The sequence below is a fragment of the Haloleucobacter albus genome (assembly GCF_052492075.1).
In genome coordinates this window covers 480,477-505,871 of the sequence record NZ_JBQWAS010000028.1, presented here as the reverse complement: position 1 = coordinate 505,871, position 25,395 = coordinate 480,477, and the positions used below count along the sequence as shown (strand labels likewise).

General features: G+C 64.3%; 19 protein-coding genes and 1 pseudogene. 15 read left to right on the top strand and 5 right to left on the bottom strand.

Annotation, left to right across the window (positions count from 1 at the left end; genetic code table 11):
- Position 1 precedes the first annotated feature (1 nt).
- The 5 genes from ACT6QH_RS12185 to ACT6QH_RS12165 all read left to right on the top strand — a co-directional run bounded on the left by ACT6QH_RS12185 (position 2) and on the right by ACT6QH_RS12165 (position 6,362).
- Positions 2–3,967: a baseplate multidomain protein megatron gene (locus ACT6QH_RS12185; RefSeq protein ID WP_444975083.1), complete on the top strand. Its 3,966-nt coding sequence runs from the start codon at positions 2–4 to the stop codon at positions 3,965–3,967.
- Positions 3,968–3,977: 10 nt separating this feature from the next.
- Entirely contained in the window at positions 3,978–5,054 is a 1,077-nt protein-coding gene (locus tag ACT6QH_RS12180) for a DUF2793 domain-containing protein (RefSeq protein WP_444975082.1), read from the top strand.
- A 19-nt stretch (positions 5,055–5,073) separates the two neighbouring features.
- Complete coding sequence (locus tag ACT6QH_RS12175) at positions 5,074–5,361, top strand: DUF6127 family protein (RefSeq protein WP_036708271.1); 288 nt, start codon at positions 5,074–5,076, stop codon at positions 5,359–5,361.
- A 72-nt stretch (positions 5,362–5,433) separates the two neighbouring features.
- Positions 5,434–6,108 carry a YcbK family protein gene (locus ACT6QH_RS12170; RefSeq protein WP_444975081.1) on the top strand — a complete coding sequence of 225 codons (675 nt, stop codon included), beginning with the start codon at positions 5,434–5,436 and terminating at the stop codon, positions 6,106–6,108.
- Positions 6,105–6,362 (top strand): hypothetical protein, encoded by a 258-nt coding sequence (locus ACT6QH_RS12165; RefSeq protein ID WP_444975080.1) that lies wholly within the window; start codon positions 6,105–6,107, stop codon positions 6,360–6,362. Before ACT6QH_RS12170 ends, ACT6QH_RS12165 begins: the two co-directional genes overlap by 4 nt.
- A 178-nt stretch (positions 6,363–6,540) precedes the next feature.
- Here ACT6QH_RS12165 and ACT6QH_RS12160 read toward each other — a convergent pair whose 3' ends face one another.
- On the bottom strand, positions 6,541–7,899 hold the full coding sequence (locus ACT6QH_RS12160; protein WP_444975079.1) for an ATP-binding protein: 1,359 nt from the start codon (positions 7,897–7,899) through the stop codon (positions 6,541–6,543).
- Positions 7,896–8,555: a response regulator transcription factor gene (locus ACT6QH_RS12155; RefSeq protein ID WP_444975078.1), complete on the bottom strand. Its 660-nt coding sequence runs from the start codon at positions 8,553–8,555 to the stop codon at positions 7,896–7,898. Before ACT6QH_RS12155 ends, ACT6QH_RS12160 begins: the two co-directional genes overlap by 4 nt.
- A 144-nt stretch (positions 8,556–8,699) precedes the next feature.
- On the opposite strand from ACT6QH_RS12155, the gene ACT6QH_RS12150 reads away from it, so the two are divergent.
- The 9 genes from ACT6QH_RS12150 (at position 8,700) to ACT6QH_RS12110 (ending at position 17,307) form a co-directional block, all read left to right on the top strand.
- Entirely contained in the window at positions 8,700–9,020 is a 321-nt protein-coding gene (locus ACT6QH_RS12150; protein WP_349361208.1) for a PepSY domain-containing protein, read from the top strand.
- Positions 9,013–9,684: a cytochrome b/b6 domain-containing protein gene (locus ACT6QH_RS12145; protein ID WP_152367700.1), complete on the top strand. Its 672-nt coding sequence runs from the start codon at positions 9,013–9,015 to the stop codon at positions 9,682–9,684. The genes ACT6QH_RS12150 and ACT6QH_RS12145 overlap by 8 nt, the downstream gene beginning before the upstream one ends.
- 186 nt (positions 9,685–9,870) lie before the next feature.
- Positions 9,871–10,233: a hypothetical protein gene (locus ACT6QH_RS12140; protein ID WP_444975077.1), complete on the top strand. Its 363-nt coding sequence runs from the start codon at positions 9,871–9,873 to the stop codon at positions 10,231–10,233.
- A gap of 37 nt (positions 10,234–10,270) precedes the next feature.
- On the top strand, positions 10,271–10,741 hold the full coding sequence (locus tag ACT6QH_RS12135) for a DUF2271 domain-containing protein (RefSeq protein WP_152367699.1): 471 nt from the start codon (positions 10,271–10,273) through the stop codon (positions 10,739–10,741).
- Between the two features lie 11 nt (positions 10,742–10,752).
- Positions 10,753–12,960: a PepSY domain-containing protein gene (locus tag ACT6QH_RS12130; protein WP_444975076.1), complete on the top strand. Its 2,208-nt coding sequence runs from the start codon at positions 10,753–10,755 to the stop codon at positions 12,958–12,960.
- Positions 12,941–13,921, top strand: a complete 981-nt coding sequence (locus tag ACT6QH_RS12125) for an FAD:protein FMN transferase (RefSeq protein WP_152367697.1) — start codon at positions 12,941–12,943, stop codon at positions 13,919–13,921. Before ACT6QH_RS12130 ends, ACT6QH_RS12125 begins: the two co-directional genes overlap by 20 nt.
- A gap of 5 nt (positions 13,922–13,926) precedes the next feature.
- Positions 13,927–15,834: a heavy metal translocating P-type ATPase gene (locus ACT6QH_RS12120; protein ID WP_152367696.1), complete on the top strand. Its 1,908-nt coding sequence runs from the start codon at positions 13,927–13,929 to the stop codon at positions 15,832–15,834.
- Positions 15,831–16,532 carry a VIT1/CCC1 transporter family protein gene (locus ACT6QH_RS12115; protein WP_152367695.1) on the top strand — a complete coding sequence of 234 codons (702 nt, stop codon included), beginning with the start codon at positions 15,831–15,833 and terminating at the stop codon, positions 16,530–16,532. The genes ACT6QH_RS12120 and ACT6QH_RS12115 overlap by 4 nt, the downstream gene beginning before the upstream one ends.
- Positions 16,533–16,737: 205 nt before the next feature.
- Positions 16,738–17,307, top strand: coding sequence for an Arm DNA-binding domain-containing protein (locus tag ACT6QH_RS12110; protein WP_444975075.1), 570 nt, complete (start codon positions 16,738–16,740; stop codon positions 17,305–17,307).
- Positions 17,308–17,361: 54 nt separating this feature from the next.
- Here ACT6QH_RS12110 and ACT6QH_RS12105 read toward each other — a convergent pair whose 3' ends face one another.
- The 3 genes and pseudogenes from ACT6QH_RS12105 to ACT6QH_RS12095 all read right to left on the bottom strand — a co-directional run.
- On the bottom strand, positions 17,362–19,827 hold the full coding sequence (locus ACT6QH_RS12105) for a glycosyltransferase family 2 protein (RefSeq protein ID WP_444975074.1): 2,466 nt from the start codon (positions 19,825–19,827) through the stop codon (positions 17,362–17,364).
- Positions 19,828–19,841: 14 nt separating this feature from the next.
- A complete protein-coding gene (locus ACT6QH_RS12100) occupies positions 19,842–20,759 on the bottom strand; it encodes a hypothetical protein (RefSeq protein WP_444975073.1) in 918 nt (305 codons plus the stop codon).
- Positions 20,760–20,849: 90 nt separating this feature from the next.
- A pseudogene (locus tag ACT6QH_RS12095) lies at positions 20,850–21,065 on the bottom strand (integrase core domain-containing protein); the annotation flags it as partial.
- A 743-nt stretch (positions 21,066–21,808) separates the two neighbouring features.
- On the opposite strand from ACT6QH_RS12095, the gene ACT6QH_RS12090 reads away from it, so the two are divergent.
- Positions 21,809–25,327 (top strand): glycosyltransferase, encoded by a 3,519-nt coding sequence (locus ACT6QH_RS12090; protein ID WP_444975072.1) that lies wholly within the window; start codon positions 21,809–21,811, stop codon positions 25,325–25,327.
- Positions 25,328–25,395: the final 68 nt, after the last annotated feature.

The following is a 25,395-nucleotide window of genomic DNA, read 5'->3' as shown; positions in this document are numbered from 1 at the left end:
CATGGCCACCCTCGTTCTCGGCGCGGCCGGCGCCGCCATTGGAGGTTCCATCGGCGGCGCGATCCTCGGCGTCAGCGCCGCGACCATCGGCGGCTTCATCGGCTCCAGCATCGGTTCGGTGGTCGACAGCTGGATCGTCTCCTCGCTGGCGCCCGCGCAGAAGATCGAGGGCCAGCGCCTCGACAGTCTGCGCATCACGTCCGCGACCGAGGGGGCGATCATCCCGCGTCTTTACGGCCGCATGCGCATCGGCGGCAACATCATCTGGGCGACAGACTTCCGCGAGGAGACGAAGACCACCACCCAAGGCGGCGGCAAGGGCGGTGGCGGTGGCCGGGTCCAGACCACCGAGTATCTGTACTACGCCAGCTTCGCTGTGGCGCTTTGTGAGGGGCCGATCACCGGCATCGGCCGCATCTGGGCCGACGGCAAGCCGCTCGACATGACGGGGATCACCTGGCGCTGGTATCCCGGAAACGAGACCCAGACCGCCGACCCGTTCATCTCGGCGAAGATGGGGGCCGCCAACACGCCCGCCTATCGCGGCACCGCCTATGTCGTCTTCGAGGAACTGGCGCTTTCCGTCTATGGCAACCGCCTGCCGCAGCTCAGCTTCGAGGTCTTCCGGCCGCTCGCGGATCCCGATACCGCCGAAGGGTTGGTCAAGGCGGTGACGATGATCCCGGCCTCGGGCGAGTTCACCTATGCGACGCAGGCGATCCGCAAGACCGATGGCGGCGCGACGGTGCCCGAGAACCTGAATGCGCTGGCCGACTCCACCGACATGGTCGAAGCGCTCGACCGGCTGCAGGCGATGGCCCCGGCGGTCGAGAGCGTCAGCCTCGTCGTGGCCTGGTTCGGCGACGATCTGCGTGCGGGATCCTGCAAGGTGCGGCCTGGTGTTGAGGTATCGGCCAAATCGACGACGCCCGCCAGCTGGTCGGTCAACGGCGTGACCCGGGCCAATGCATTCCTCGTCAGCCGCGACGACCAGGACCGCCCGGTCTATGGCGGCACGCCGTCCGATTTCGCGGTGGTTCAGGCGATCCAGGAGATGAAGGCCCGCGGGCTGCGCGTCACCTTCTATCCCTTCATCCTGATGGACGTGCCGCCCGGCAACACGCTGCCGAACCCCTATTCCGACAACGCCGCCGAGGCGGGTCAGCCCGTGTTTCCATGGCGTGGGAGGATCACCTGTTCGCCGTCGGCGGGTTATGCCGGGAGCGTGGACAAATCAGCTGTTGCCGCAACGCAGGTGGCTGATTTCTTCGGCAACGCCAGCCCGTCCGATTTCCTGGTCTCCGGCGACAGCGTTCGCTGGGTCGGATCGCCCAGCGACTGGGGCCTGCGTCGCCTGGTGCTGCACTACGCCCATCTCTGCGCGGCGGCGGGCGGGGTAGATGCGTTCCTGATCGGCACCGAGATGCCGGGGCTGACGACGATCCGCTCGGGCGCCAGCAGCTATCCGGCGGTGCAGGCCTTTCGGGACCTCCTCGGCGATGTGCGCTCAATTCTCGGGTCTGGGACCAAGATCGGATACGCCGCTGACTGGTCGGAATACTTCGGGCACCAGCCGGGCGACGGATCGGGCGACGTCTACTTCCACCTCGACCCACTCTGGGCCGACCCGCAGATCGATTTCATCGGCATCGACAATTACATGCCGCTTTCCGACTGGCGCGACGGGTTCGAGCATCTCGACGCGCAGGACGGCTGGCCCGCGATCTACGACCGGGCCTACCTGCAGGCGAACATCGCGGGCGGCGAAGGCTACGACTGGTTCTACGCCAGCGCGGCCGACCGATCCGCGCAGGTGCGGACCCCGATCACCGATGGCGCTGCCGGCAAGCCGTGGGTCTTCCGCTACAAGGATCTGCGGGCCTGGTGGTCGAACGCGCATTACGACCGCCCGGGCGGGGTGGAGAGCGGGACGCCGACGGCGTGGGCGCCGCAGTCGAAGCCGATCTGGTTCACCGAACTGGGCTGCCCCGCCATCGACCGGGGGACAAACCAGCCGAACGTCTTCTTCGACCCGAAGTCGTCCGAGAGCTTCACGCCGCATTTCTCGCGGGGCTGGCGCGATGACGCCATCCAGCGCGCCTATCTCGAGGCGACCTATCTCTGGTGGGACGACGCGGCGAACAACCCGGTATCCTCGGTCTATGGCGACCGGATGGTCCATGTGCCGGAATGCGCGGCCTGGACTTGGGACGCGCGGCCGTATCCGTTCTTCCCTGAACTGACCGATGTCTGGACCGATGGACCAAACTGGCGGCTCGGCCACTGGCTGACCGGCCGCCTTGGCGCGGTGTCGCTGGCGGCCCTCGTGCGGCACCTCTGCCTGCGCGCCGGTCTGCCCGAGGATCGCATCGACGTCACCGGCCTCTGGGGCGCGGTCGAGGGCTATGCCATTGGCGCGCTGGAAAGCCCTCGGGCCTCGATCACCACGCTGGCGCGCCACTTCGGCTTCGATGCCGTCGAGACCGAGGGCGTGATCCGCTTCATCATGCGCGGCCGGGCCTCCGTCGCCACCCTGGAGCCCGACGATCTGGTCGCCGCGCGCGAGGGCGACGTGCTGGAACTGACACGCGGCCAGGAGACGGAGCTGCCGCAGGCGCTGAAGTGGCAGGTCGCCCGCGCCGACGAGGATTACGACGCGGCCCTCGTCGAGGCGCGGCGGATCACGGTCGACACGACCCGGATCGCCTCGGAGAGCTTCCCGATGGCGGTGCCGCCCGAGGAAGCCGAGCGGCGTTGCCGCCGCGCGCTGATGGAGGCGTGGGTCGGCCGCGAGACGGCGGCGTTCCGTCTGCCGCCGTCGCGCTTGGCGCTCGATCCGACCGATGCGATCCGGCTGGCGCATGACGGGCGGCTGGTCGATCTGCGGCTCGTCTCCATCGCCGACGCCGAGGCGCGCGGGATCGAGGCGGTGTGCCAGGACCGGGCGACCTACGACCTGCCGCCCGGCGATCCCCGCGCGGCCTCGCTGACGCGGGCCGTGGTGTTCGGCGCGCCAGACGCGGTGCTGATGGACCTGCCGCAGCTGACCGAGGACCAGCCCGCGCATCGGCCGCTGGTCGCCGCGCACGCGGTTCCCTGGCCGGGTGAGATGGCGGTGTTCCGCAGCCCCTCGACCGATGGCTTTGAGCTGCTGACCACGTTCGGCAGCCGCGCCCGGATCGGGGCTCTGGTCTCGGACTTTTACGCGGGGCCGACGTCGCGCTTCGACCTCGGCAATGCGCTGGTGGTCGATCTGCTGACCGGAACGCTGGAGAGCGTGACCGACCTGACGCTGTTCGGCGGCGCCAACGCGCTGGCAGTGGAAAGTGCCACTGGCCAGTGGGAGATCGTGCAGGCAGGCGCGGCGGACCTGCTCGCGCCCGGCCGGTATCGCTTGACCCGGCTCCTGCGCGGCCAGCGCGGCACCGAGGGCGCCATGGGCACCCCGGCTCCGGCAGGTGCGCGGGTCGTCGTGCTGGATACCGCGCTGGCGTCATTGCCGATTGCCGAGGCCGATCTCGGGCTTCCGTGGAACTGGCGCATCGGTCCCGCAAGCCGCCCGGTCAGCGACGAGACCTATGTGGCGCAGACCTTCGCGCCCGAGGGCGTCGGGCTGCGGCCGTTTTCTGTCGTCCATGTCGAACAGCCGTGGCGCATGCCGCGTGCGCCCGGCGACCTGACGATCCGCTGGACACGCCGGTCCCGAGCCCTCGCGGCCGACAGCTGGGGCGGGCTTGAGGTGCCTCTCACCGAGGAACTGGAAGCCTACGAGGTGGAGATCCTCGACGGCGCTGCCGTGAAGCGGGTGCTGAGCACGACCACGACCAGCGCGGTCTACACCACCGCCCAGCAGACCGCCGACTGGGGCGCGCCGCTCGGCCCCGGCGACACGCTCGACATCCGCATCTTCCAGCTCTCCGCCCTCGTGGGGCGGGGCGCGCCCAAGACCCTCACGCTGATACTCTGAAGGCCATCCCATGTCCGACGCCACGACCCATCTCCTGCTGCCCTACATCCTGGCGGCGCAGGCCCAGAAGCACGTCACCCACAACGAGGCGCTGCGGATCCTCGACGGGCTCGTGCAGCTCTCTGTTATCGATCGGGGCCTGGCAGCACCCCCTGCGAGCCCCGCCGACGGCGACCGATACATCGTCGGCTCGGGCGCGACGGGCGACTGGGCGGGCTGGGACCTAAACGTCGCGCTCTGGACCGACGGCGCCTGGCTGCGACTTCCGCCGCGCGTTGGCTGGCGCGCGTGGGTCGAGGACGAGGGCCTGCTGCTCGTCTACAATGGCGCGGGCTGGATCGGGACCACACCAGTCGCGCTGCAGAACATGGCGCTGCTCGGACTTGGAACCACGGCGGATGCGTCGAACCCGTTCTCGGCCAAGCTGAACGCCGCGCTCTGGACGGCGAAGACCGTGGCCGAGGGTGGGACCGGCGATCTGTTCTACACGATGAACAAGGAGGCGTCGGGCGACGATCTCGGCCTGACGCTGCAGACCGGCTTCGTGACCAAGGCCCTCGTCGGCCTCTTCGGGTCGGACAGGTTCCGCCTCGCGGTCTCCGCCGACGGCAGCACCTTCTTCGACGGGCTGAGCGTCGACAACGCCACCGGCATCGTCGACCAGCCCCGGCTGCCGCGGTTCAAGGCCTGGACGAACTACGACAACTACGTGGGCGTGGGGACCTGGACGAAGATCGGCCTCAACAACACCGACACCAACGATCAAGGGGCGTTTGATGCCGCCAACAACCGCTTCGTCGCCCCGGTCGCCGGCACCTACCTCTTCGGCGCGACGCTGCTCTACAAGATCAACGCCAGCGCTACGGCGAGGATGCGCGGGCGGCTCGTGCTGAACGGCACGACGGAAATCCGCGGCTCCCTCGGCGAAATCTCCGCCACCCATGTCTCGCTCGCCACCGCGATCTGGCTTCAGACCATGGTGCCGCTCACCGCGGGCGATACCGTGGAGCTGCAGGGATATTTCCGGGTCGCGGACGGCTACTTCGCCGCCGACCACACGTCCTTCTGGGGCTGCAAGGTCGGCTGAGCGGCGGAAGGAGGATCCGATGAACCCACCCCGATCCGAGGGCTTCGTGCGCATGCCCGATGCCGAGTTCGAGGCGATCCTGACCCGGGCGGCCGAGGAAGGCGCCAAGCGCGCGCTCGCCGATGTCGGGCTCGACGGCGACGAGGCCGCACTCGACATCCGCGATCTGCGCTCGCTTGTCGACTGCATCCGGCTCGTGCGCCGCACCGCGATGCAGACCGCCGTCCGCATGATCACCACCGGCGTCATGCTGGCGCTGCTCGCGGGCATCGCGATCAAGCTGAAGATCTTCGGCGGCAGCCCGTAGCCGCGCTCCATCACCATTCATCAGTCCAACCGCACCCGCCCTTGAGGCAGGTTTTTTGTTTTGGAGGACCCCATGACCACGACCTTCCACCGCCATTGGCGAGACGTGCGGGAAAGCGCCTGGCGCTGGCCCAACTTCTCCCCCGCCGAGATCGCATGTCGGGGCACCGGCAAGCTGCTGCTCAACGAACCCGCGCTCGACAGGCTGCAGGCGCTGCGCGACCGGCTGGGAAAGCCGCTGATCGTCCGCTCCGCCTATCGAAGCCCCGAGCACAACCGCACCGTCGGCGGCGCGACCCGCTCCAAGCACCTCGACGGCGCCGCCTTCGACATTGCCATGGCGAACCACGACCCGGTGGCCTTCGAGGCGGCGGCGCGGGAGGTCGGGTTCCTCGGCTTCGGCTTCTACCCGCGCTCGGGGTTCATCCATGTCGATCTCGGGCCCGCGCGTCAGTGGGGCGAGCGGTTCCCGGTCCGGGCGACTGCCTTCGCGGCGGAGACGCCGCCCGCGCGCGAGGCGCTGGCCGAGAGCCGCACCATGAAAGGTGGCGGAGCTGCCGGTGTGGCCACGCTGGGCGCAGCCGGGGTCGAGGTGGCGCAGAGCGTCCTGGCGGAGACTCAGACCGCTATCCTGCCACTCGTGCCGTATCTCGACACGCTCCGTTGGGTGTTAATCGCCGTGGCTCTCATCGGGATCGCGGTCACCATCTACGCTCGGCTCGATGACTGGAAGCAGGGGCGGCGGTGATCGGCGGGCTCCTCACCGGGATCGCGGCCAGCCCGTGGGTGCGGGCGGCGCTGCGCTACGGCGCCATCGCGCTGGCGATCTTTCTGTTCCTGCTTTCCCTGCGCCGCTCCGGCGAGCGCGCCGGCCGACTCACCGAGCGGCTCGAGACCATGGAGAAAACCTATGACGCCCAAAGACGGATGCTGGAAGCGGCGGCTCGCCGTCCTCGTTCTCGCGACGATCTGGCTGAGCGGCTGCGCGACGGTCGGTTCTGACGGTAGCGGGCCAGGGGCGTGTCCGCCGGTCGTCGAGTACAGCAGGGAGTTCCAGGCGCGCGCGGCAGAGGAGCTGGAGCTCCTGCCAGAGGGCTCGGCGATCGCGGAGATGATGAGCGACTACGCGGTGATGCGGGAACAGGCGCGGGTGCGCTGATCCTCCGGCACTTGTCGCGGATTACGCGTCGCGCCCGGCGCCGAACCCGGGGCTATCGGTCGGCAAAATGAGTGATGCCTCGAAGCCGGAAGATCCACCAGGTCGCGGCGATTTCAGAACGAGCGAGCTTCCGATCCGGTTCGTGATGGCCGCGACGATGGCAAGGCCAAGTCCGCTGCCATCGGTGCTTGCGTTCGCCCGTTCGAAGCGTGCCGTCAGGCGGTCGAGCATCTCGCGCGGCACCACGGGACCATCGTTCGCGACAACGAGGTGGCCGTCCGCCGTCAGCGTCACCTCGACTGCCAAATTTTCCGCTCCGTGACGGAGAGCGTTTTCCACAAGGTTTCGGCACAAGATGGCGAAGGCGTCGGGCTCAAGGTCCGACATGACGGCTGCGTCGGGAAGGTTCAGGACGATGCGACCAGAAGCGCCCGCGCGTCCGATATCGTCTACCACGACGCGTGCGACCGCCCTCAGGTCTGCGCTCCGGTCCATCCGCAGCCTCCCGCCTTCCGCCCGCGCGAGCTGCATGAGACGTTCGGAGAGTCGGGTCAGACGTTTGAGTGTCGCCTCGATCTCAGTGGCACGAGCTTCGGTCGCCGGCTCGTGCGTCTCCGTTTTCAGCCGCTGCGCCTGGGCGATTGCGCCGGCCAACGGCGTTCTCAACTCGTGTGCCGCGTTCGCGGCAAAGCTGCGCTCGGCCTCGAACGCATCGCGCAGCCGGGCCAGAAGGCCGTTGAGTGTCGCGGCCAGCGGACCAATCTCCGTCGGCAGATCGCTCGCGGGAACCTCCGACAGGTCGCGGGCGCCGCGCGCCTCCAGCCGAGCACGGAACCGGCGCAGCGGATCGAGGCTGAAGCGAACGGCAAGAATGATCGCCGCCAGCGCGATTGGCAGCACGATGAGCAGCGGCAGGCCAAGGCCCATCTGGATCTCACGCGCGACCGACGCGCGGTGGGCCAGCGGCTCGGCCACGGTGATCCGGATCGTGTCCTGAACCGCCGCGTCGCTGTAGAACCGGTGGGTGGCGGTTTGCCGAAACCCGGGTCCGTCCCAAGGCGGGAATACCGCCGCGTCGGCCGCGTGGGATTGCAGCAGAATGCGCCCCTCGGCATCCCGCACGAGGTAAGTGAAGAACTCGTCATGCTCCCGGATCGGCGCGAGCCGCTGCGTGATCCCCTGATCTTCGCGGCCCACGATATCGGTCACCGCCAGCGGGAGGATGCGTTCCGCAGTCTCCTGCAGGGCGCTGTCAAAGACCTCGTCCAGCTCGCCCCGGACGATCACGGCCGTCACCGTCGCAGCGAGCAGCCACAGCACCGTCAGCGCCAGGCCGAGCGACAGGCCGAGTCGGCCCTGAAGGCTCGCGGGCCATCTCATGCACGGCCCAACCTGTAGCCCATGCCGCGCTCGGTCTCGATGACCGACGTCCCCAGCTTCTTGCGCAGGCGGCTTACATGGACCTCGATGGTGTTGCTCTCCACGTCGGCGTCGAAGGGGTAGAGCTTCTCCTCCAGCTGTGCCTTGGACAGCAGCTGACCGGGACGTGCGAGGAAGGCTTCGAACAGCGCCCATTCCCTTGCAGTCAATTGCACCGGCTTGCCCTCGCGATGAACGCTGCGGGCGGCGAGATCGATTTCCAGCGGCCCGTGGATGACGATCGGATTAGGGTTTCCGCTGTAGCGTCGAGCGACAGACCCGATCCGCGCGGACAACTCAGCGAGATCGAAGGGCTTCACGAGATAGTCGTCGGCGCCCGCGTTCAGCCCCTCGATCCGATCCGACACCTGGTCGAGTGCGGTCAGGATGATGACCGGGGTCACGTCTCCGCGCGCGCGCAGGCTCTTCAGGAAGCCGATCCCGCGACCGTCCGGCAGCATCAGGTCGAGCAGGATCAGGTCATAGGACGCGGATTTCACAGCGTCGCCGGCCGCATCGAGGCGCATCACCCAATCGACCGACTGCCCATCGGCCGCGATCTGGTCGCGCACCGCCGCGCCAAGCACCGTGTCGTCCTCGATCAGCAGGATGCGCATCTTCGTCCCCGTCCTCTTCCGATGACCCTCTATGATCCGTCTGGCTGACACGAAGCTGAAGCGGGTGGTCGCGTCCCTTCAGGCTGCCGTCAGCTTCGCCGCGCATGAATTTCGTCAAGATGGCCGCATCGAGGAGTTTGGCCCATGAAGAAGACATTGACAATTCTCGGCTTTCTCGCGGTCTTCCCGGCCGGAGTCGCGCTGGCGGACGACGACTGCTTCGTGCCGATGGCCGACTGGCAGCCGCGCGACGCCGTCGCCCGATTGGCCGAGGAAAACGGCTGGACGGTGCGCCGGATCAAGATCGACGACGGCTGCTACGAGATCGACGGCCGCGACGCCGAGGGGCGCCGGATCGAGGTGACCGTTCATCCGGCGACGCTCCAGGTGATCGAGTTCGAATACGAGGACGAGGACGACGACGATCGCCCCCGCCGGGATCGCGAAGGAGGCGACGATGACTGACGCAATCTCACACCAAGCGCCAGAGATGAGCACGGGGCCGAGCAGCAAGGTCCGTGTCTGGGATCCGCTGGTCCGGGTCTTCCATTGGGGTCTGGTCGCGGCCTTCGCGACCGCATGGCTGACTGCGGACGAGCTGCAACCTGTCCACGAGTTCGCAGGCTACACCGTCGCCGGACTTGTCGCCTTCCGGCTGGTCTGGGGCCTCGTCGGCAGTCGCTACGCGCGCTTCGCCCAGTTCCTGAAAGGCCCCGGCGAAACGCTGGCCTATCTCGGGGACATGACCCGCGGACGCGAGCGGCGCTACCTCGGCCACAACCCGGCGGGCGCGGCGATGGTCGTGGCGCTGCTGGTCACGCTGTCGGGGACGGCTTTCACCGGCTGGCTCATGGAGGACGAAGCCCGTCTGGCGATGCTTCCGTCCATGCCCGCCATCGTGGCGCCCGCCTGGGCCGACGACGACGGCGACGAGCGGGAGTATGGCGCGCGGGGCGAGGTCGAGGGACCGCTGAAGGAGGTCCATGAGACGCTTGCCAACCTGATGCTGCTGCTGGCCGCGCTGCATGTGGGCGGCGTCGTGCTGGCCTCCTTCCGGCACCACGAGAACCTGGCGCGCGCCATGGTGACGGGCGACAAGCGCGGACCCGGTCCCGGCGACATCGCCTAACGGCACCCATACTCAAGGCCGACGGTCCCTTCGGCCCCGCCTGGCCTCGCTCTCACGGGCGGGGCCTTTTTCCGTCCGAAGCCGCTCTCTTCCTGACGGCAAGCTGAAGCGGGAATCGCTGCCGCGTCAGGAAGCCCTCAGGTCGCGTCTCCAGATTGTCCTCAGCAGACGAAAGGAGACCCTGCCATGAAAAAGACCCTGACACTTCTGGTCGCGTCCACGGCGCTGACCGCCGCAATCGGCGTCCCCGCCTGGAGTGCGATGCAAGCCCCGGCCGATAGCGTCCTTCGGCCCATTGCCGCGCTCTTCGATGACTCATCGCAAGCCATGCCGCTCGTTCTCGCAAGCGACGATGACGACGACGACGACCGCTGGCGGGACGGCTCGCGTCGCGGCCACGACGATGACGATGACGACGACTGCGACGACGATGACGACGACGACGATTGCAGCGGTGCCGCTCGCAATCCCGCGCCCGCCGGCACGGTCGCCCCGCCGCAGAACGGTCTCTTCGGGAACGGCGCACCTCCGCAGGTTCAGGTGAACTGAACCGCTCCGAAGCCCCCTCCGAACTAGGATCATCACGATGAAATCGCTTCTCGCAACGCTCGCGCTGACCACGGCGCTGACGCTTCCTGGCCTCGCCATGGCGCGGCCGGTGACCCTGACCACGACCCTCAACAATTACGGCGGCGACGGGGCCTATCTCGCGCTCTACGTCACCGACACCTCCGGCGCCTATGTCGGCAGCTTGTGGATGGCCGGCGGCAAATCCAAGTACTACGAGCACCTGAGCGACTGGTACCGCGCCACCGGCGGCGACACCGCGCAGGTAAACGGCATCACCGGCGCCAGCGTCGGCGCGGGCCGCACGCTCGAGATCACGCTCGACCTCGCCGACGCGCTGTTCGACGCGGGCTACACGCTCCACATCGACGCGGCCGTCGAGGACATGCGCGACAGCCCGAACGAGGTGGCCGTCCCGCTCACGACCGATGGCGCGGGCACGCCGGTGACCGGGCGCCGGTACATCGCCAGCTTCGCCTACGACATGTGAGGAGCGGGGCCATGATCCGTGCACTCCATCGCTGGCCGGGTCTTCTGGCCCTCGCGCTCGTCACCATCCTGAGCCTGAGCGGCGCGGCTCTGTCGGTCTTCCCTGCGGCCGAGCGCATCGCCGCGCCGCAGGCGGAAGCCGGACTGACCGTCGCCGCTCTCGCGGACCGCATCCAGGCCGTCTATCCGGGCGTCGAGCAGATCCGGCGCGCGCCCTCGGGCCGGATCACCGCCTACTGGTTCGATCAGGGCGCGCCGGGCGCCGCCGTGATCGACCCGGCGACGGGTGAAGGCGTGGCCTCGGCCGACCCGAACCAGGCCGAACGCTGGCTCACCAACCTGCACCGGTCGCTGTTCCTCGGGGATGGCGGCCGCATCGCAATGGCTGCAGGGGCTGCCGCCATGCTCGTCCTCTCGCTCTCCGGCGCCGCGCTTGTCGTGCGGCGGGCGGGCGGCTGGCGGCACTGGTTCGCGCGCTTGCGTGGTCCGCTCGCGGGCAGGCTGCACGTCGAGATCGCCCGGATCGCCGTCGTCGGCCTTGTTCTGTCCTCCACGACCGCCCTCTGGATGACTGCGTCTACCTTCGATCTCCTGCCGGATGGAGGCGCCATAGCGGCCGCCCCGACCGAAGTCAGTGGAGAGACGGGGTTCGCGCTGGACCGGATGCCCACGCTGCAGCAGACGCCCGTCGCCGAACTGCGCGAGCTGAGCTTTCCCTATCCCGGCGATGCGACGGACGTGTTCACGCTCAAGACGGACCGGGGAACCGGATACCTCGATCAGGGCGACGGGGCGTTGCTGGCCTGGGCCGACCTCACGGGGTGGGAACGCGTCTCGGAAACGATCTACATGCTGCACACCGGACAGGGCGCGGCGACGCTCGGCCTCGTGCTCGGGCTCATGGCGCTCGGCGTGCCCGCGATGGGCGCGACCGGCGTCCTGGTCTGGCTCGCCGGGCGACGCGGTCGGCCGCGCATCCGGGGCAATCAGCCCGCCGGTCGCGCCGAGACGATCCTGCTCGTCGGCAGCGAGGGCGGCAGCACCTGGGGCTTCGCCGCGACCTTGCAGGCCGCACTGACAGAAGCCGGGCAGAGCGTCCATGTCGGCCCGATGTCGGCCTTCACGCCGGAGCGCTACACTAGCGCCCAGCGGATCATCCTGCTCGCCGCGACCTATGGCGACGGGGCGGCGTCCGCGTCGGCGAAAGGCTTTCTCGACCGGCTGAACGCTTCCGACCGCGCGCCGAACATCCCTCTCGCGGTACTCGGCTTCGGCGACCGGAGCTTTCCGGCCTATTGCGCCTTCGCCAGGGACGTCGCGGCAGCGGCGCAGGCGAAGGGCTGGCCCGAACTGCTGGCTCTCGACACCATCGACCGGCAATCGCCGCAGGATTTCGCCCGCTGGGGTCGTGCGCTTGGAGACGTGCTCGGCATTGCACTGGAATTGTCGCACCAGCCCGTCCTGCCCACCAGCGAGACGCTGACCCTTGTCTCGCGCCGCGACTACGGCGCCGAGGTGCAGGCCCCGACGGCGATCCTCCGCTTCGCGCTTCCCCGCGTCTCGCTCTGGCAACGGCTGCTCGGGGGCGGGTTCGCACGGTTCCAAGCGGGAGACCTGATCGGCATTCTGCCCGAAGGCGGGTCCGTCCCGCGGCTCTATTCGCTCGCCTCTGGGCGCCGCGACGGCTTCATCGAAATCGTGGTCAAGAGGCACCCAGGCGGCCTCTGCTCGGGCCAGCTCACGGCGCTGGAGCCGGGCGAGACGGTGAGCGCTTTCCTGCGCCCCAACCCCGGTTTCCGTCCGGGCCGGAGCCGTGCGCCGCTGATCCTGATCGGCGCAGGGACCGGCGTCGGGCCGCTCGCGGGCATTGTCCGCGGCAACGCACGCCGTAGGCCCGTCCACCTGTTCTTCGGCATGCGCCATCCCGACAGCGACTTCTTCTACGGCGAGGAGCTGGCGACATGGCAGGACGAGGGGCGTTTGAGCCGCCTTGTCACGTCAGTCTCACGCGGGGCGCGTCCCCACTACGTGCAGGACGCGCTGCGGTGCGAGGCCACTCAGGTCGCAGAGCTCATCCGCAACGGCGCGCGCGTGATGGTGTGCGGCGGGCGCGACATGGCGGCCGGCGTGGCCGATGCGCTGGCCGAGATCCTCGCACCGACCGGGCTGACACCGGCGGTACTGAAGGCGGAGGGACGGTATGTCGAAGATGTCTACTGAGAGCGCGCGGATCGCCCTGAACGGGCCGACCATGGGCACGCGCTGGTCGGCGCTGTTCTTCGCAGGGCCCGCTCTCGACCCGGCGCCGATCCGCACGGCGCTACAGGCGGCCGTGGACGAAGTGGACGGACAGATGTCGACCTGGAAGCCCGACAGCGACCTGATGCGGCTCAACGCGGCGCTGGTGGGCGAATGGATCGCGCTTCCCGCGCGGCTCGCCGAGGTACTGCGCCTCGGCCTAAAGATCGGGCGCATATCCGGAGGCGCGTTCGACATCGGCATGGGTGACGCAGTGACGGCTTGGGGTTTCGGGCCGAAGGCGGCCGCGCCCGAGGGCATCCGCGCCGCGATGAAAGCCCCGCGCCGCCCGGCGGATCAGGCTCTGGAGTTCGAAGGCGACCGCATCTGCAAGATCGCTCCCATAGCGCTGGATCTGAACGGCATAGCCAAGGGCTACGGCGTGGACCGTCTGGTCGAAACCCTGCGCGATCACGGGATCGCCGACGCCCTCGTCGGGATCGATGGCGAGATGCGCGCGATGGGTCTCCGGCCTGACGGCGAGGCCTGGAGTATTGCGGTCGAGGCGCCGGACGCGGAACGCCGGACGCCGCATTCGATCCTCGCGCTGCAGGATGCCGCCGTCGCCACCTCCGGCGATTATCGCCACTGGGTCGAGGTTCAGGGACGCCGCCTGTCGCACACAATGGACCCGAGGCGCGGTGCGCCGCTGATCGCATCGCCGGCCTCCGTCACCGTCGTTGCCCGCAGCTGTGCCGAGGCCGATGCCTGGGCGACGGCGCTCATGGTGCTCGGTCTCGAGAAAGGAGCCGAACTCGCAAGAAAAGAAGGGCTCGACGCCCTGTTCCTCCTGCGCGAAGATTGCGGGAGCGTGAGGGGCGTGGGAGTCGGACGACTTTTTTCCGAAGAGCCAGCGGCGATTACCCCTGCAGAGGAGAGATAGGCCGCATGGAGACGACACGGACTGACCGCTTCAAGACCGCTATCCTGCTCATTGCCGCGACCGGCCTGATTGCGGGACTTGCGTTCTACTTTTCCGGCCGACCCAACGCTGCGAACCTGATCTGGATCGCCGGCGTCGTTCCCGCGCTCGCCGCGCTCGTGGTCGAGATCCTTCGCAGCCTGCGCTCCGGCGAGGTGGGCCTCGATATCGTCGCGGCGCTGTCGATGTCGGCGGCGCTCGTCTTCGGCGAGACCCTCGCCGCGTCGGTCGTCGCGATCATGTACTCAGGCGGCACCTTCCTCGAAGCCTTCGCCGAAGGCCGCGCCCGGCGCGAGATGCATGACCTTCTCTCCCGCGTGCCCCGAACGGCGACCCGGCACCGCAATGGCGGGCTGGAGGAGGTCCCGCTCGATGACATCGCGCCCGGCGATCGCCTGCTGATCCGGCTGGGCGACGTGGTGCCGGTGGACGGCACGGTGGCCTCGGAGACGGCCTTCGTCGATACCTCGGCGCTGACCGGCGAATCCCTTCCGGTGCGACTCGCGCTCGGTGCCGACGCCATGAGCGGCTCCACCAACGCAGGCGAGGCCTTCGACCTGATGGCGATACGCGAAGCGAAGGACAGCACCTATGCCGGGATCGTCAGGCTGGTGGAGGAGGCGCAGGCGTCGAAGGCGCCGATGTCTCGGCTGGCGGACCGCTGGTCACTGGGGTTTCTCGCGGTCACGGTCAGCATCGCATTCGCGGCCTGGTGGTTCACTGGCGATCCGATCCGAGCGGTTGCCGTGCTGGTCGTCGCCACGCCCTGTCCGTTGATCCTCGCCGTGCCGGTCGCACTAGTCGCGGGCCTGTCCCGCGCGGCGCATTTCGGGGTGCTGATTAAGGGCGCGGGACCGCTCGAGACGATGGCGCGTATCCGAACGCTGATCCTCGACAAGACCGGCACGCTGACGGACGGTCGGCCGCAGATCGTCTCGATCGACAGCCATGACGGCATGGCCGAGGGCGATATCCTGCGTCTGGCTGCTGCGCTCGATCAGGCGTCCAAGCATCCCGTGGCGCAAGCCATCGTCGTCGCCGCAAAGGCACGGGGCTTCACGCTGCCCGTTCCGTCAGATGTCGCAGAAATTCCGGGCGAAGGCGTCGTGGGCCATGTCGAGGGTCGCAAGGTGATCGTCGGTGGCGACGGCTTCGTGGCCTCGCGCGTGGGGCGCCAGCCGGGCGATCATTCCGCCATTGCCGCCGGTTCGGTCCTCGTCGCTGTGGCGGTCGACGGTCACATGGCGGGGCATCTGGTCATGTCCGATCCCCTGCGCGAGGGCGCGGGCGTGATGCTCCACGGGCTGCGGCGGGAGGGGATCGTTCGCATCCTGCTCGCCACCGGCGACCGCGCGGACGTGGCTGAGCGCGTGACCGAGGGGCTTGGCCTCGACGGGCTGCGCGCCGGGCTCACGCCCGACCAGAAGGTGCTGCTGGTTCTCTCCGAGCGCAAGCACGGGCCGGTCATGATGGTGGGCGACGGCGTCAACGACGCGCCGGCTCTCGCTGCGGCCGATGTGGGTGTCGCGATGGGCGCACGCGGGGCCGCAGCATCGGCGGAGGCGGCGGACGTCGTGCTGCTTGTCGACCGTATCGACCGGCTCGGGCCGGGGATCGAGATCGCGCGCGGCGCGCGCCGCATCGCTGTCGAAAGCGTTGTCGCCGGGATCGGCCTGTCGGTCATGGGCATGATCGCGGCGGCTTTCGGCTATCTCACTCCGGTGCAGGGGGCGCTCCTGCAGGAGGTCATCGACGTTGCAGTGATCCTGAACGCCCTCCGCGCGCTGCGCATCGCGCCCCACGAACCCACCACTCCGAAACCAAAGGCTGTCTCCTCCGCGCAGGATGACATCACGCAAGGAGCCACGCCATGAGCCGCCTCTCGCATTCCGAAATCCACATGGTGCATCGCATCGGCTGGCTGCGGGCCGCCGTTCTCGGCGCCAACGATGGGCTCGTCTCGACCGCGAGCCTCGTGGTCGGCGTCGCCGCGGCAGGATCCGGAAAGCCTGAGGTCCTGATCGCGGGGTTGGCTGGCCTCGTGGCCGGTGCGATGTCCATGGCGGCAGGAGAATACGTCTCGGTCAGTTCCCAGACTGATGCGGAACAAGCCGATCTTGCCCGCGAGACCCGCGAGCTGGCGGAAACGCCTGAGGCGGAACTCGAGGAGCTCACCCGGATCTACGTAGACCGAGGGCTGGATCGCGACCTGGCGGAAAAGGTTGCCCACCAGCTGACCGAACGCGACGCGCTCGGATCGCATGCCCGCGACGAACTCGGCATCTCAGAGACCGTGACGGCACGCCCGATCCAGGCGGCGCTGGTCTCGGCTCTTACATTCGCCGTGGGGGCGGTCGTTCCGCTGATCGTCGTCCTATTGGCGCCCCAAACGTCGATCGCGCTGTTCGTGGCGGCATTGACGATCGTCGGCCTCGCGGTTCTCGGCGGCCTGGGCGCCTCCGCCGGCGGCGCCGGTGTCGTTAGGGGCGCCGCGAGGGTCACCCTCTGGGGCGCTCTCGCAATGGCTGCGACAGCAGCGGTGGGAGCGCTGTTTGGCGTCACGGTTGGGTAGCAATTGTTGGGTTTCTGGGTGGAGAAGGTTGGATTTGAGCCCCATCCCCTCCGCCATCTGCCTTTCTCATACACAAACATTACTTCTCAAAAGCGTTGAAAACGCTGGATTTTCGCGCCGTTATCGTTCTCACTTTGTTCCGTTCGTGCTCATTTAAGCTCACGTATTTCCGGGCATCAACCGGGCACATTGTGGAGGATGGTTGATGCCGCTCACAGATACCCAAATCCGTAAGGCCAAGCCGGCTGACAGGCTCTACAGACTCACTGATGGCGGTGGATTGTTCCTGGCGGTGACGCCTGCGGGCGGGAAAATATGGCGGCTGCGTTATGAGATCGAGGGAAAGGAGGAAACCCTCGTCCTCGGTCCGTACCCCGATATCGGCCGGCAAGAGGCGCGCGAAGCGCGGGTTGCCCAGAAGCGGTTATTGAGAGAGGTGCGTCCTGTCGTCATGCTTTTGACCGAAGGCCAGATGAGTGACGACAAGGGCGCGCGCATCCTGTTCCAGGCCCTTCCACGGGTCAGGGTTCTCATCGCCGACAAGGGCTATGACAGCGCCTGGTTCAGGAAAGATCTTGAAGCTGAGGGTATCATGCCATGCATTCCCTCATCGAAAAGTCGCAGGCAACCTTACCCCTATGACCGCACGCCCTATCGTCAGCGCCACCAGGTGGAGAACCTGTTCGCCAAGCTGAAGGACGGTGGCGCATCGCGACACGCTACGACCGATGCGCACACGCCTTCTTCTCCACTATCTGCATCGCAGCAACCGTAGCCTTCGGGCTCTTATCAATGAGCCCTGAGCCTGGATGGCAGATCCTAGCTTGCGTCACTGTCCGATTTTCGGCGGCCTCTCCCGTCCTTCCGCACAGCCATGCATCAAATAATGACGGTACCCGGACAGGAACTCCGGCGAGCCAACTGTCGCTGCAACATCCGGGTTCAGTTGCAGATAGGCTATTTCGTCGAAGTCCGGTGGGATTGGAACATGAATATTCCTGTTTATCCGCAGGAAGTGCTCCAGATCTTCCCATGATATCAGGGGGTTTAGCTGATTTGCGCGGCCTGTTAGGAGGTGTTCGCGCATCAAATTCTGGTTGATATGTAGAACCGCCCAGTATTTATCAGCCGTGTTGTCCTTGCTGACGACTCTTGCAGGAACGGAGCTGTGTCCCTCGACCTCGACACGTTGCAGCCGCGTAGATATCTCGCGCATCTGCGAGCGAAAGTCGCAGGCAAAGTAGGCGAGCACTGCGGCAACCGAACTCGGAAAGCGCTCCATATTCTTGCGCACAAACTCATTCCGGGCGATCGCGGCATATTCCTCATGCTTGGATCTGCCTCCAATGACGGAGTTTGCATAAGCGCTGCTCTCACCACGATCACGATGATGGTAGTTGGCCAATGGCTGGTCAATCACACCAATATCGGCCCGTAGCAAAAACTCCATATTAAAGAACCAGTCCCCCAAAACAGGGAGGCTTTCATTATAGCCGTTAATATCCTCCCATATAGTGCGCCGAAACACAAAGGAAATAGGCGCAAACATGTTGCCGGCAGACATTTCTGACAGCTGGACATTGCGGACCCAACTCATATACGGCTTGCGCTCATAGATCGTTACAGTGTTGCCTCTGATTTCCTCAGATACATAAGTCGTGCCTGAAATGACGCCGCCGTATCGCTCTCCACGCTTGCTCGCGAGAAAACCAGCCGTTTCTGCAAGAAACTGCGGTTCCCAACTATCGTCATCATCATGGATTACGACCAAATCTGACTTGCTGTTGCGAATTCCCGCATTGGAGGCAGCCTCCATGCCGAGGCTTTTATTGTTGCTGACCAGCATAATCTTGCGTCGGTCAACACGACACTCATTAATCACTTGAATAACAGGTGTCTCATCGCCCCCATCATTGACGATGACCCAGATAAAATTCTGGTAGGTCTGCTGGGCTACGCTTTCGGCTGCGCGGCGCAATAACAGGGGTCTGTTTTTGGTCCGTGTTATGATCGCTACGCTTGGGGTTTCTTCCTGTCGCCCGGCGCCATCTGTATTTGGATCAAAATAGGACAGGGCGTCCGCGCCACCAGAGATGCGGAGTTGCAGATCCTTCGCATATCCGCCCTCATACTCAAGAGCAATCTGACCTTCAGGCCAAAGCGACTGCTTAATGCGTTCATCAGCCTCTGCGCCTTCGCCTGGTTCCAGCAGCACAGGAAGGGTAAGTTCCTTGCCGAAATCCGCAGACCTGTCCTTGCAGAGGAGTGACAATGCCTCTTCGCGGCGCGGTGTGATGATGATGCGTGAGAGTTCTCGCATGGCCTCTTGGTGGCGCGCGAAAATATCTGACACGGAAGCCGTTTTGCCTTCGCCCTCAAGATAATCGATGACATGAAGGTAGAGCGCATCATCTTGCTCGTCGGGAACCTCGTTGAGGTTTTTTTCAATCTGTGCTGCCGCCAAAGCAGCATACTCACCATCTGGAATCTCTTCGATCGAGGGGCCATTCGGCTCCAGAAGGGTCTCTATGATGTGACGATGACGCGCAAAGGATGTCTCAGGCTTCGACGGGACGTAGGTTTCGCCCTCAAACAATATGCCTATGGAACGCTCCGCAATGTTGCTGTCCTGCGGAGGATTGTAACGCCCGAAATACAGGCCATTCCATATGATTTCAGGAAAAGCAGTGGCGAGTTGTGTTTGAATGGTTCCGCGCCAGCCACTATCGATGATTACGGCGCGTCGGTTGCTTCCGATCAGCCCGGAAATATACTGATCAAAATCCTTGCTACAGGTCTGGAAATAGTCGCGCATGGCAACTGCGGCAGGCGTGCCCGCTTGGATCCACCCTGGAAAGACCTTTCCATGTGCTAAGTATTCTGGTCGATTCAAGTCGATGTTGGAAAGTATTTCCGGGTGGTGCCGGAAAACGCCGCAGATCAGGTTTTGTATGGGTTGGTTTGTATACTCGGATGCAATCAAGCGGGAGGCAGGCGCACTGGCGCGAGTAAATGTACCCTTGGCTGTCGATAGCCTAGAGGCCCAAAGCATATTCCCACGAAGAGGTTCGCCAGAAGAGAAATTTCGGAGGAAAATCTCGTAGAGTTTTTGGATGCGCACACCCGCCCGGGCGCAGAAGAGGAAGCTCGTTTGACCATCATCAAAGTAGGAGATGTGCTGGTGAAGGCCCAGAAGCCAGCGATGGACCACCGGTCCAAGCAAATCGCGACCGATCATTTTGACCATCTTGTCAGAGGCGTTCATGCGGCTGGACGGTTCGAAAGAATGCTCCATGATAACCCTGTCGCTCACTTATCCACGCGCGGAAGTGCGATGTCTGTGTCGATGAAAAACTGCGCCTTGAGCATCTCGGCGGTCGAAACATGGTCGGCGCGTCGCTTCAGAGCCTCCTGCCTTGGGATGGGCAGGTGAATCGCTTTCCAGCCATGCTGAATAGGGCTTTGGAAGTCCCCCTTGATATTATCGCCAATATGCAAGTAGCGATCACGGGCTGCGCCAGCCTGTTCTTCAGCAAGACAAAAAATGCCCCCAGAATTTTTGGAGACTATAGTATCTGCGCTTGATATTATAAGATCAAACTGATTTAGGTCGACGTTTAATAATCTAAGAAGTGAACGTACATGTTCGGCGTGCATGTACATATCGGTAATCAAAATCGTTCTTCCGCCGCGCTTGTTATGCAGATCTATATATTCTAGAAGGAGCTGATTGACGGAAAGTCGTGTAGCCTCATAGGATAGTTCCGCCGCGATGAAATCATCTTGATACTTGTCTGTTCCGGATAAGATGCGGCTGGCGATCGAATGGATTTCGGTTAGAGAGCCTTCGGCGGCACCGCGCACACGGTCTCTTGCCCTATATGTCACTTTGGTGCCGAGATGGCGCGCCAGAAACGCGTCGATGCTGCGCTTGGTTGGTGCGCGGGGCGCGCCACTGAAATCGAGCTTATGGCCATCCACAATATCGGCCATGTATCCGCCAATCTCTACAAAACGAGTTAACTCAGAGGATGAGTCACGCAGTAGGAGAGTGTCAAAAATATCTAGAGAGAGGATGCCGTCGGAGGCTGGCATCTTGCTGTCAATCAGCGAAAACAGGGACTCGCGGAAGTTCTTGTCAGAAAACAAGTCCGGACGTGCTGACGCCCTAGTTATGGCGAGTTCCACGTCCGCGAAGTGATAAACAGACGAGGGGTGGATAGTCATTCGAATGATCCCATTGCAGCGCAGCAGTGCCTTTGGCATGGGCTGGAAGGTTTATCAACCTCTCCAATGAATCTGAGTAGTGAGATGTCTCTATTTTTCGGACAGATTGGCGGCTTCTCTAAGCTTGGTTCTGCTGCGGATGCGCCGCCATGTTGATGTCGTCGCAGAGCGTATGGACCTCCCCCCCGGCGTTCTGTCGCCGAGAGCTGAGTGGGGCCTTGTTCGATCAAAGTTAGTGACCCGCCAGCCAATCCCGGCTCGAGCTTCGGAATCGGTTTCGAAGGCATGGAGTTGGTCAATCTGATTTCGCGGGCGACGTCGGCGACTTCTGCCTGCCGGAGAACGCCGTGGCTATTCCCGCTACGGTCTGCTTTTTCCAGGCGTTAATCACGGTCTGGTGGCTCTGTGCTTGACGGCTAACTGCGCGACCGCCCGCTCCGCGCGGAGCGGTTCCAGAGCTGTCTTTGCCTTGAAATCCACTGAATATCGCCTCCTCTTCCCGGTCATCGAGTTCATTCTTTCGTCCGGCCGAACCAGGCTTGACGCCATGTTTGTGTTTCGGGGGGGGGGAGGATACGGCGGAGCAGGTTGGTCTGCCCGTCCGTCAGCCAATGCGGCCTGCCCAAAGCCCATCTCCCCACAGGGCCTGAACCAGCTGTGAAATACCAAATCAATGGGTCCTGAGCCTCGGTTTCATCAATAGGCGTGCGTCTGGCATCAAGGGCCCTATGGGGGTGGTGCAAGTTGCAATCAAGTTGTGGCTAGTTTTCGTGTTGTGTGAGACGGGCGATACCAACTCAAGGTTGTACCCTATTTCAAGTAAAACCGACGGTTGCTTTGGGGGTTGTTATAAAAATGTGAACGTTCGGAAAATATATATTGTTATTAAGATGAGCTCGCAGTTGATTCCAGCTCCGTGAGGGGGCATCCGTGGCGGGTCATTTTGAGGGTTGTGCAAGGCAGAGATGAAACAGATTGTTGGTCGCCACATCTCTAGCCTGTTCCGCACCTTGGTTCCTGGTTCGCGGAAGAAGAAATTGCGTCACCCCATGTTGTCTGACGACATGGTTGAGGTTATTCGCCAAATTTTTGATCCCGAATGGTACGGCGTACACTATCCGCATGTCATTCGTGCCAATCATGATCCCTTCAAGCATTTTATTCGTCACGGTATACAAGAAGGTTTGGCGCCAAACGCGTTCTTTCTGCCATCATGGTATCTTGACAGATATGCGGATGTCTCTGAAGCCGGGCTGCCATCCATCATTCATTATCTGAAGCATGGCGCGGAAGAGGGGCGGGATCCCCATCCCGATTTTGATGCTGCCTGGTATGTCTCCCAGCATATTGAGGCCGAGCCCAACCCGCTCGTTTATCATATGCAGGTGGGAATGCGGCGCGGCTTCCTCACCCGTCCGCCCTTCAATGTTGCAGATTATCTGCCGGCTTCGGGAGGAGCGTTGGAGCTGCCCGAAAAGCTGGTCGTGGATATTGTTTTGCCGGTTTATAAGGGGCTGGATGAAACCCGGCGCTGTCTCAGGAGCGTTCTTGAGGACCCTGACCGCCCGGCCGGCCGGATTATTGTCATTGATGATTGCTCGCCTGAGCCGGAGGTGTCGAGCTGGCTTGACATGCAGGCGGCTGATGGCGCGATCCACCTGTTGCGCAACAGGGTCAATCTGGGGTTCGTGCGAAGCGTGAACCGGGGCATGGAAGAGGCGGGGTCACATGATGTGGTTCTGCTGAACAGCGACACACGGGTGCCGCGCGGGTGGTTGCGCCGGCTCGCTGCCCATGCCTGGGCGGGTGAGAGGGTGGGCACTGTGACCCCCTTTTCCAACAACGCCACCATTTGCAGTTATCCTTCGGGAGGGGGCGGCCCATTGCCGGACGGCTGTGATCTGGAACAGCTGGATCAGGCTTTTTCCCGCGCCAATGCCGGCCGTTCGGTTGCCTTGCCCACGGCTGTGGGCTTCTGCATGTATATCCGGCGCGATTGTCTGGATGAGGTGGGCCTGTTCGATGCCGAGGCCTTTGGGCGCGGCTATGGGGAGGAAAACGAGTTCTGCATGCGCGCCCGCACTTTGAAGTGGGAGCATCGGCTGGCCTGCGACACCTATGTGTTTCATGAAGGGGAGGTCAGTTTCGGGCGGAATTCGCCCTCGCGTGATATGGCGCGGGACGTTCTGCATCAACGCTATCCAGATTATCCGCGTCTTGTCAGCCGGCATGTGCAGGCAGACCCGGCGGCGCCAGCGCGCTTTGCGGCTTCGGCCATGTTGTTGCGCCAGAGTGGTTTGCCGGTGATCCTGTTTGTGACACATGGTCTGGGGGGAGGAACCGAGCGGCATGTTCAGGATCTCCTCGCCACTTTGAAGGGGCAGGCGGAGTGCCTCATCCTGCGGCCCAATGAATGGGGCTGCGACTTGTCTTTTCCGGGGCTGCCGGGGCTTGCCAATCTGCGTTTTGCACAGCGTCGCCTGGATGCGATGGTGGCATTTCTGCGCTCATGCGGGGTGCAGCGTCTCCATATTCACCACCAGCTCGGGTTTGATGATCTCCTGCATGATCTGGTGCGGAAGATCGGGTTGCCCTTCGATCTGACTATTCATGATTATTATCCGGTCTGTCCGCAGATCAATCTGATCTCGTCTCTTTCAGGCCATTATTGCGGTGAGCCGGGTGCGGCGTCCTGTAATGCCTGTATTGCCAGCAGCCCGGTGCATGGCGCGAAGGATATTGTCAGCTGGCGTCTGCGCTTGCGCTGGATGTTCGAGGAGGCCGAGCGGATTTTGTGTCCCAGTCGGGATGTGATGGTGCGCCTCCAGCGCATGGGCATTCCCGGCAACATGGTGGTGGTGCCCCACCAGGCTGTGACTGACCGGAACTGGCCCACGAGGGTGGAGCCTCTGGAGGCCGGCGCGCCGCTGCGCATTGCCATTCTGGGAACCCTTGTGGCGCACAAGGGGATTGCCGCAGTGCGCAATGCCGTTCAGGCGGCGATTGGGCAGCCTTTTGAATTTATCCTGATCGGGGCGAGCGAGCCGGCCCTGGAGGCGCCGGAGGGGAGCAGATATTCCGAAACCGGACCTTACCAGGAGCGGGATCTGAAGGCGCTGATCCGCCAGAAAGCTCCCCACATTATCTGGTTTCCGGCCATTTGCCCGGAAACATACAGCTATACCCTGACTGCGGCTATCGAAACGGGTCTGCCCATTATCGCCAGCAATCTTGGAGCTTTCCCTGAGCGTCTGGCCCAGCATCCGAGAAGTATTCTGGTTTCTCCCTCCGAGAGCGCGGTGACATGGATTTATGCTTTCAGGCAGGTCCGTGAAGTCATGCTGAGTAAGGCGGTTGTGCCGGAACCTCTGCCGCGTCCCGCCGTGGAAGCCTTTTATCCAGAGCTCTATCTGGCCCCTGTGCAGGAGCAGTTGGCGGCACAACGGGCCGCACCGGAGGTGCCCGCGCATCTGCCGGCGGTGCGGGATCTGCGTGGCAAGACGCGGCCCAGCATTGTGCTGGTGCCGGACCAGATAGGAGGAGGGCAGTGGTCCCCCTGTGGCTATATCCGCACCTTGTTGCCGCTGGAGCGCCTTGCTGAACAGGGGAAAATCAGCCTGACGGTTGCGACGCCGCAATCGGCTCTCGATTATCAGGCGGATATTCTGGTCTGCCAGCGTCATGTTGCACAGGACCCGGCAGATGTCGTGGCTCTTGTGGAGCACGCCCGGACGCAGGACATGAAGCTCTTCTACGATATCGACGATAATTTGCTTGGCATTCCGTCAGATCATCCTGAGCATGACAGTTTGATGCGCAAGGCAGAACAGATTCATATGGTTCTGGCGCAGGCGCATGCTGTCACGGTCTCGACTCCCTCTCTTCAGAACGTCATGCAGGCTTACCATTCGCAGGTGCATGTTATCCGCAATGGTATTGATGAGCGCTTGCTGGGCATGCCAGATGTTTCAGGCACACCATCTTCACGGGTGCGGTCGCCTGGTGCGCCCTTCCGGCTGCTTTATATGGGCACGGCAACCCATGATGCCGATATGGAAATCGTGCTGCCAGCCCTGAAGCGTCTGCATGATGTTTTCAGGGATAAAATCCAGATTGACCTGATTGGTATTACGACACGGGCCACCTTGCCTGTCGGTGTAAGACGGCTGAAGGTGCCGCGCCCGGCCAGCCAGACTTATCCGGCCTTCATGAGTTGGCTGGCCCGGCAGGGCGTCTGGGATGCGGGCATTTCGCCGCTGGCCGATACGGATTTCAACCGCTCCAAATCGTCCATCAAGGCACTGGATTATATGGCTATTGGTGCGCTTGCGGTGCTCTCGGATGTCGAGGCTTATCGGGAGTTGCCGGCGGAGGCTGTGGTGCGTGTGGCGAATGACCCGGATGCCTGGTTTTCCGCGCTCGAAAAGCTGATTGCAAACCGCGCAGCCTGCAATGAACGGGCGCATACGGGCCGCGCCGCCTTGTGGCGTGACCTTGCGCTTTCCCGCCGGCTGCCGGAATGGCAGGCCCTCTTGCTGGAGGGGTGGGAGGCGATTCCTGGCCGCTGAGCTTTGCGGAGGTTCCAAACGGTCGGGCCCATTGTGGGCGTGAAGCTTGTGATGCCGGTTGCCTGCAT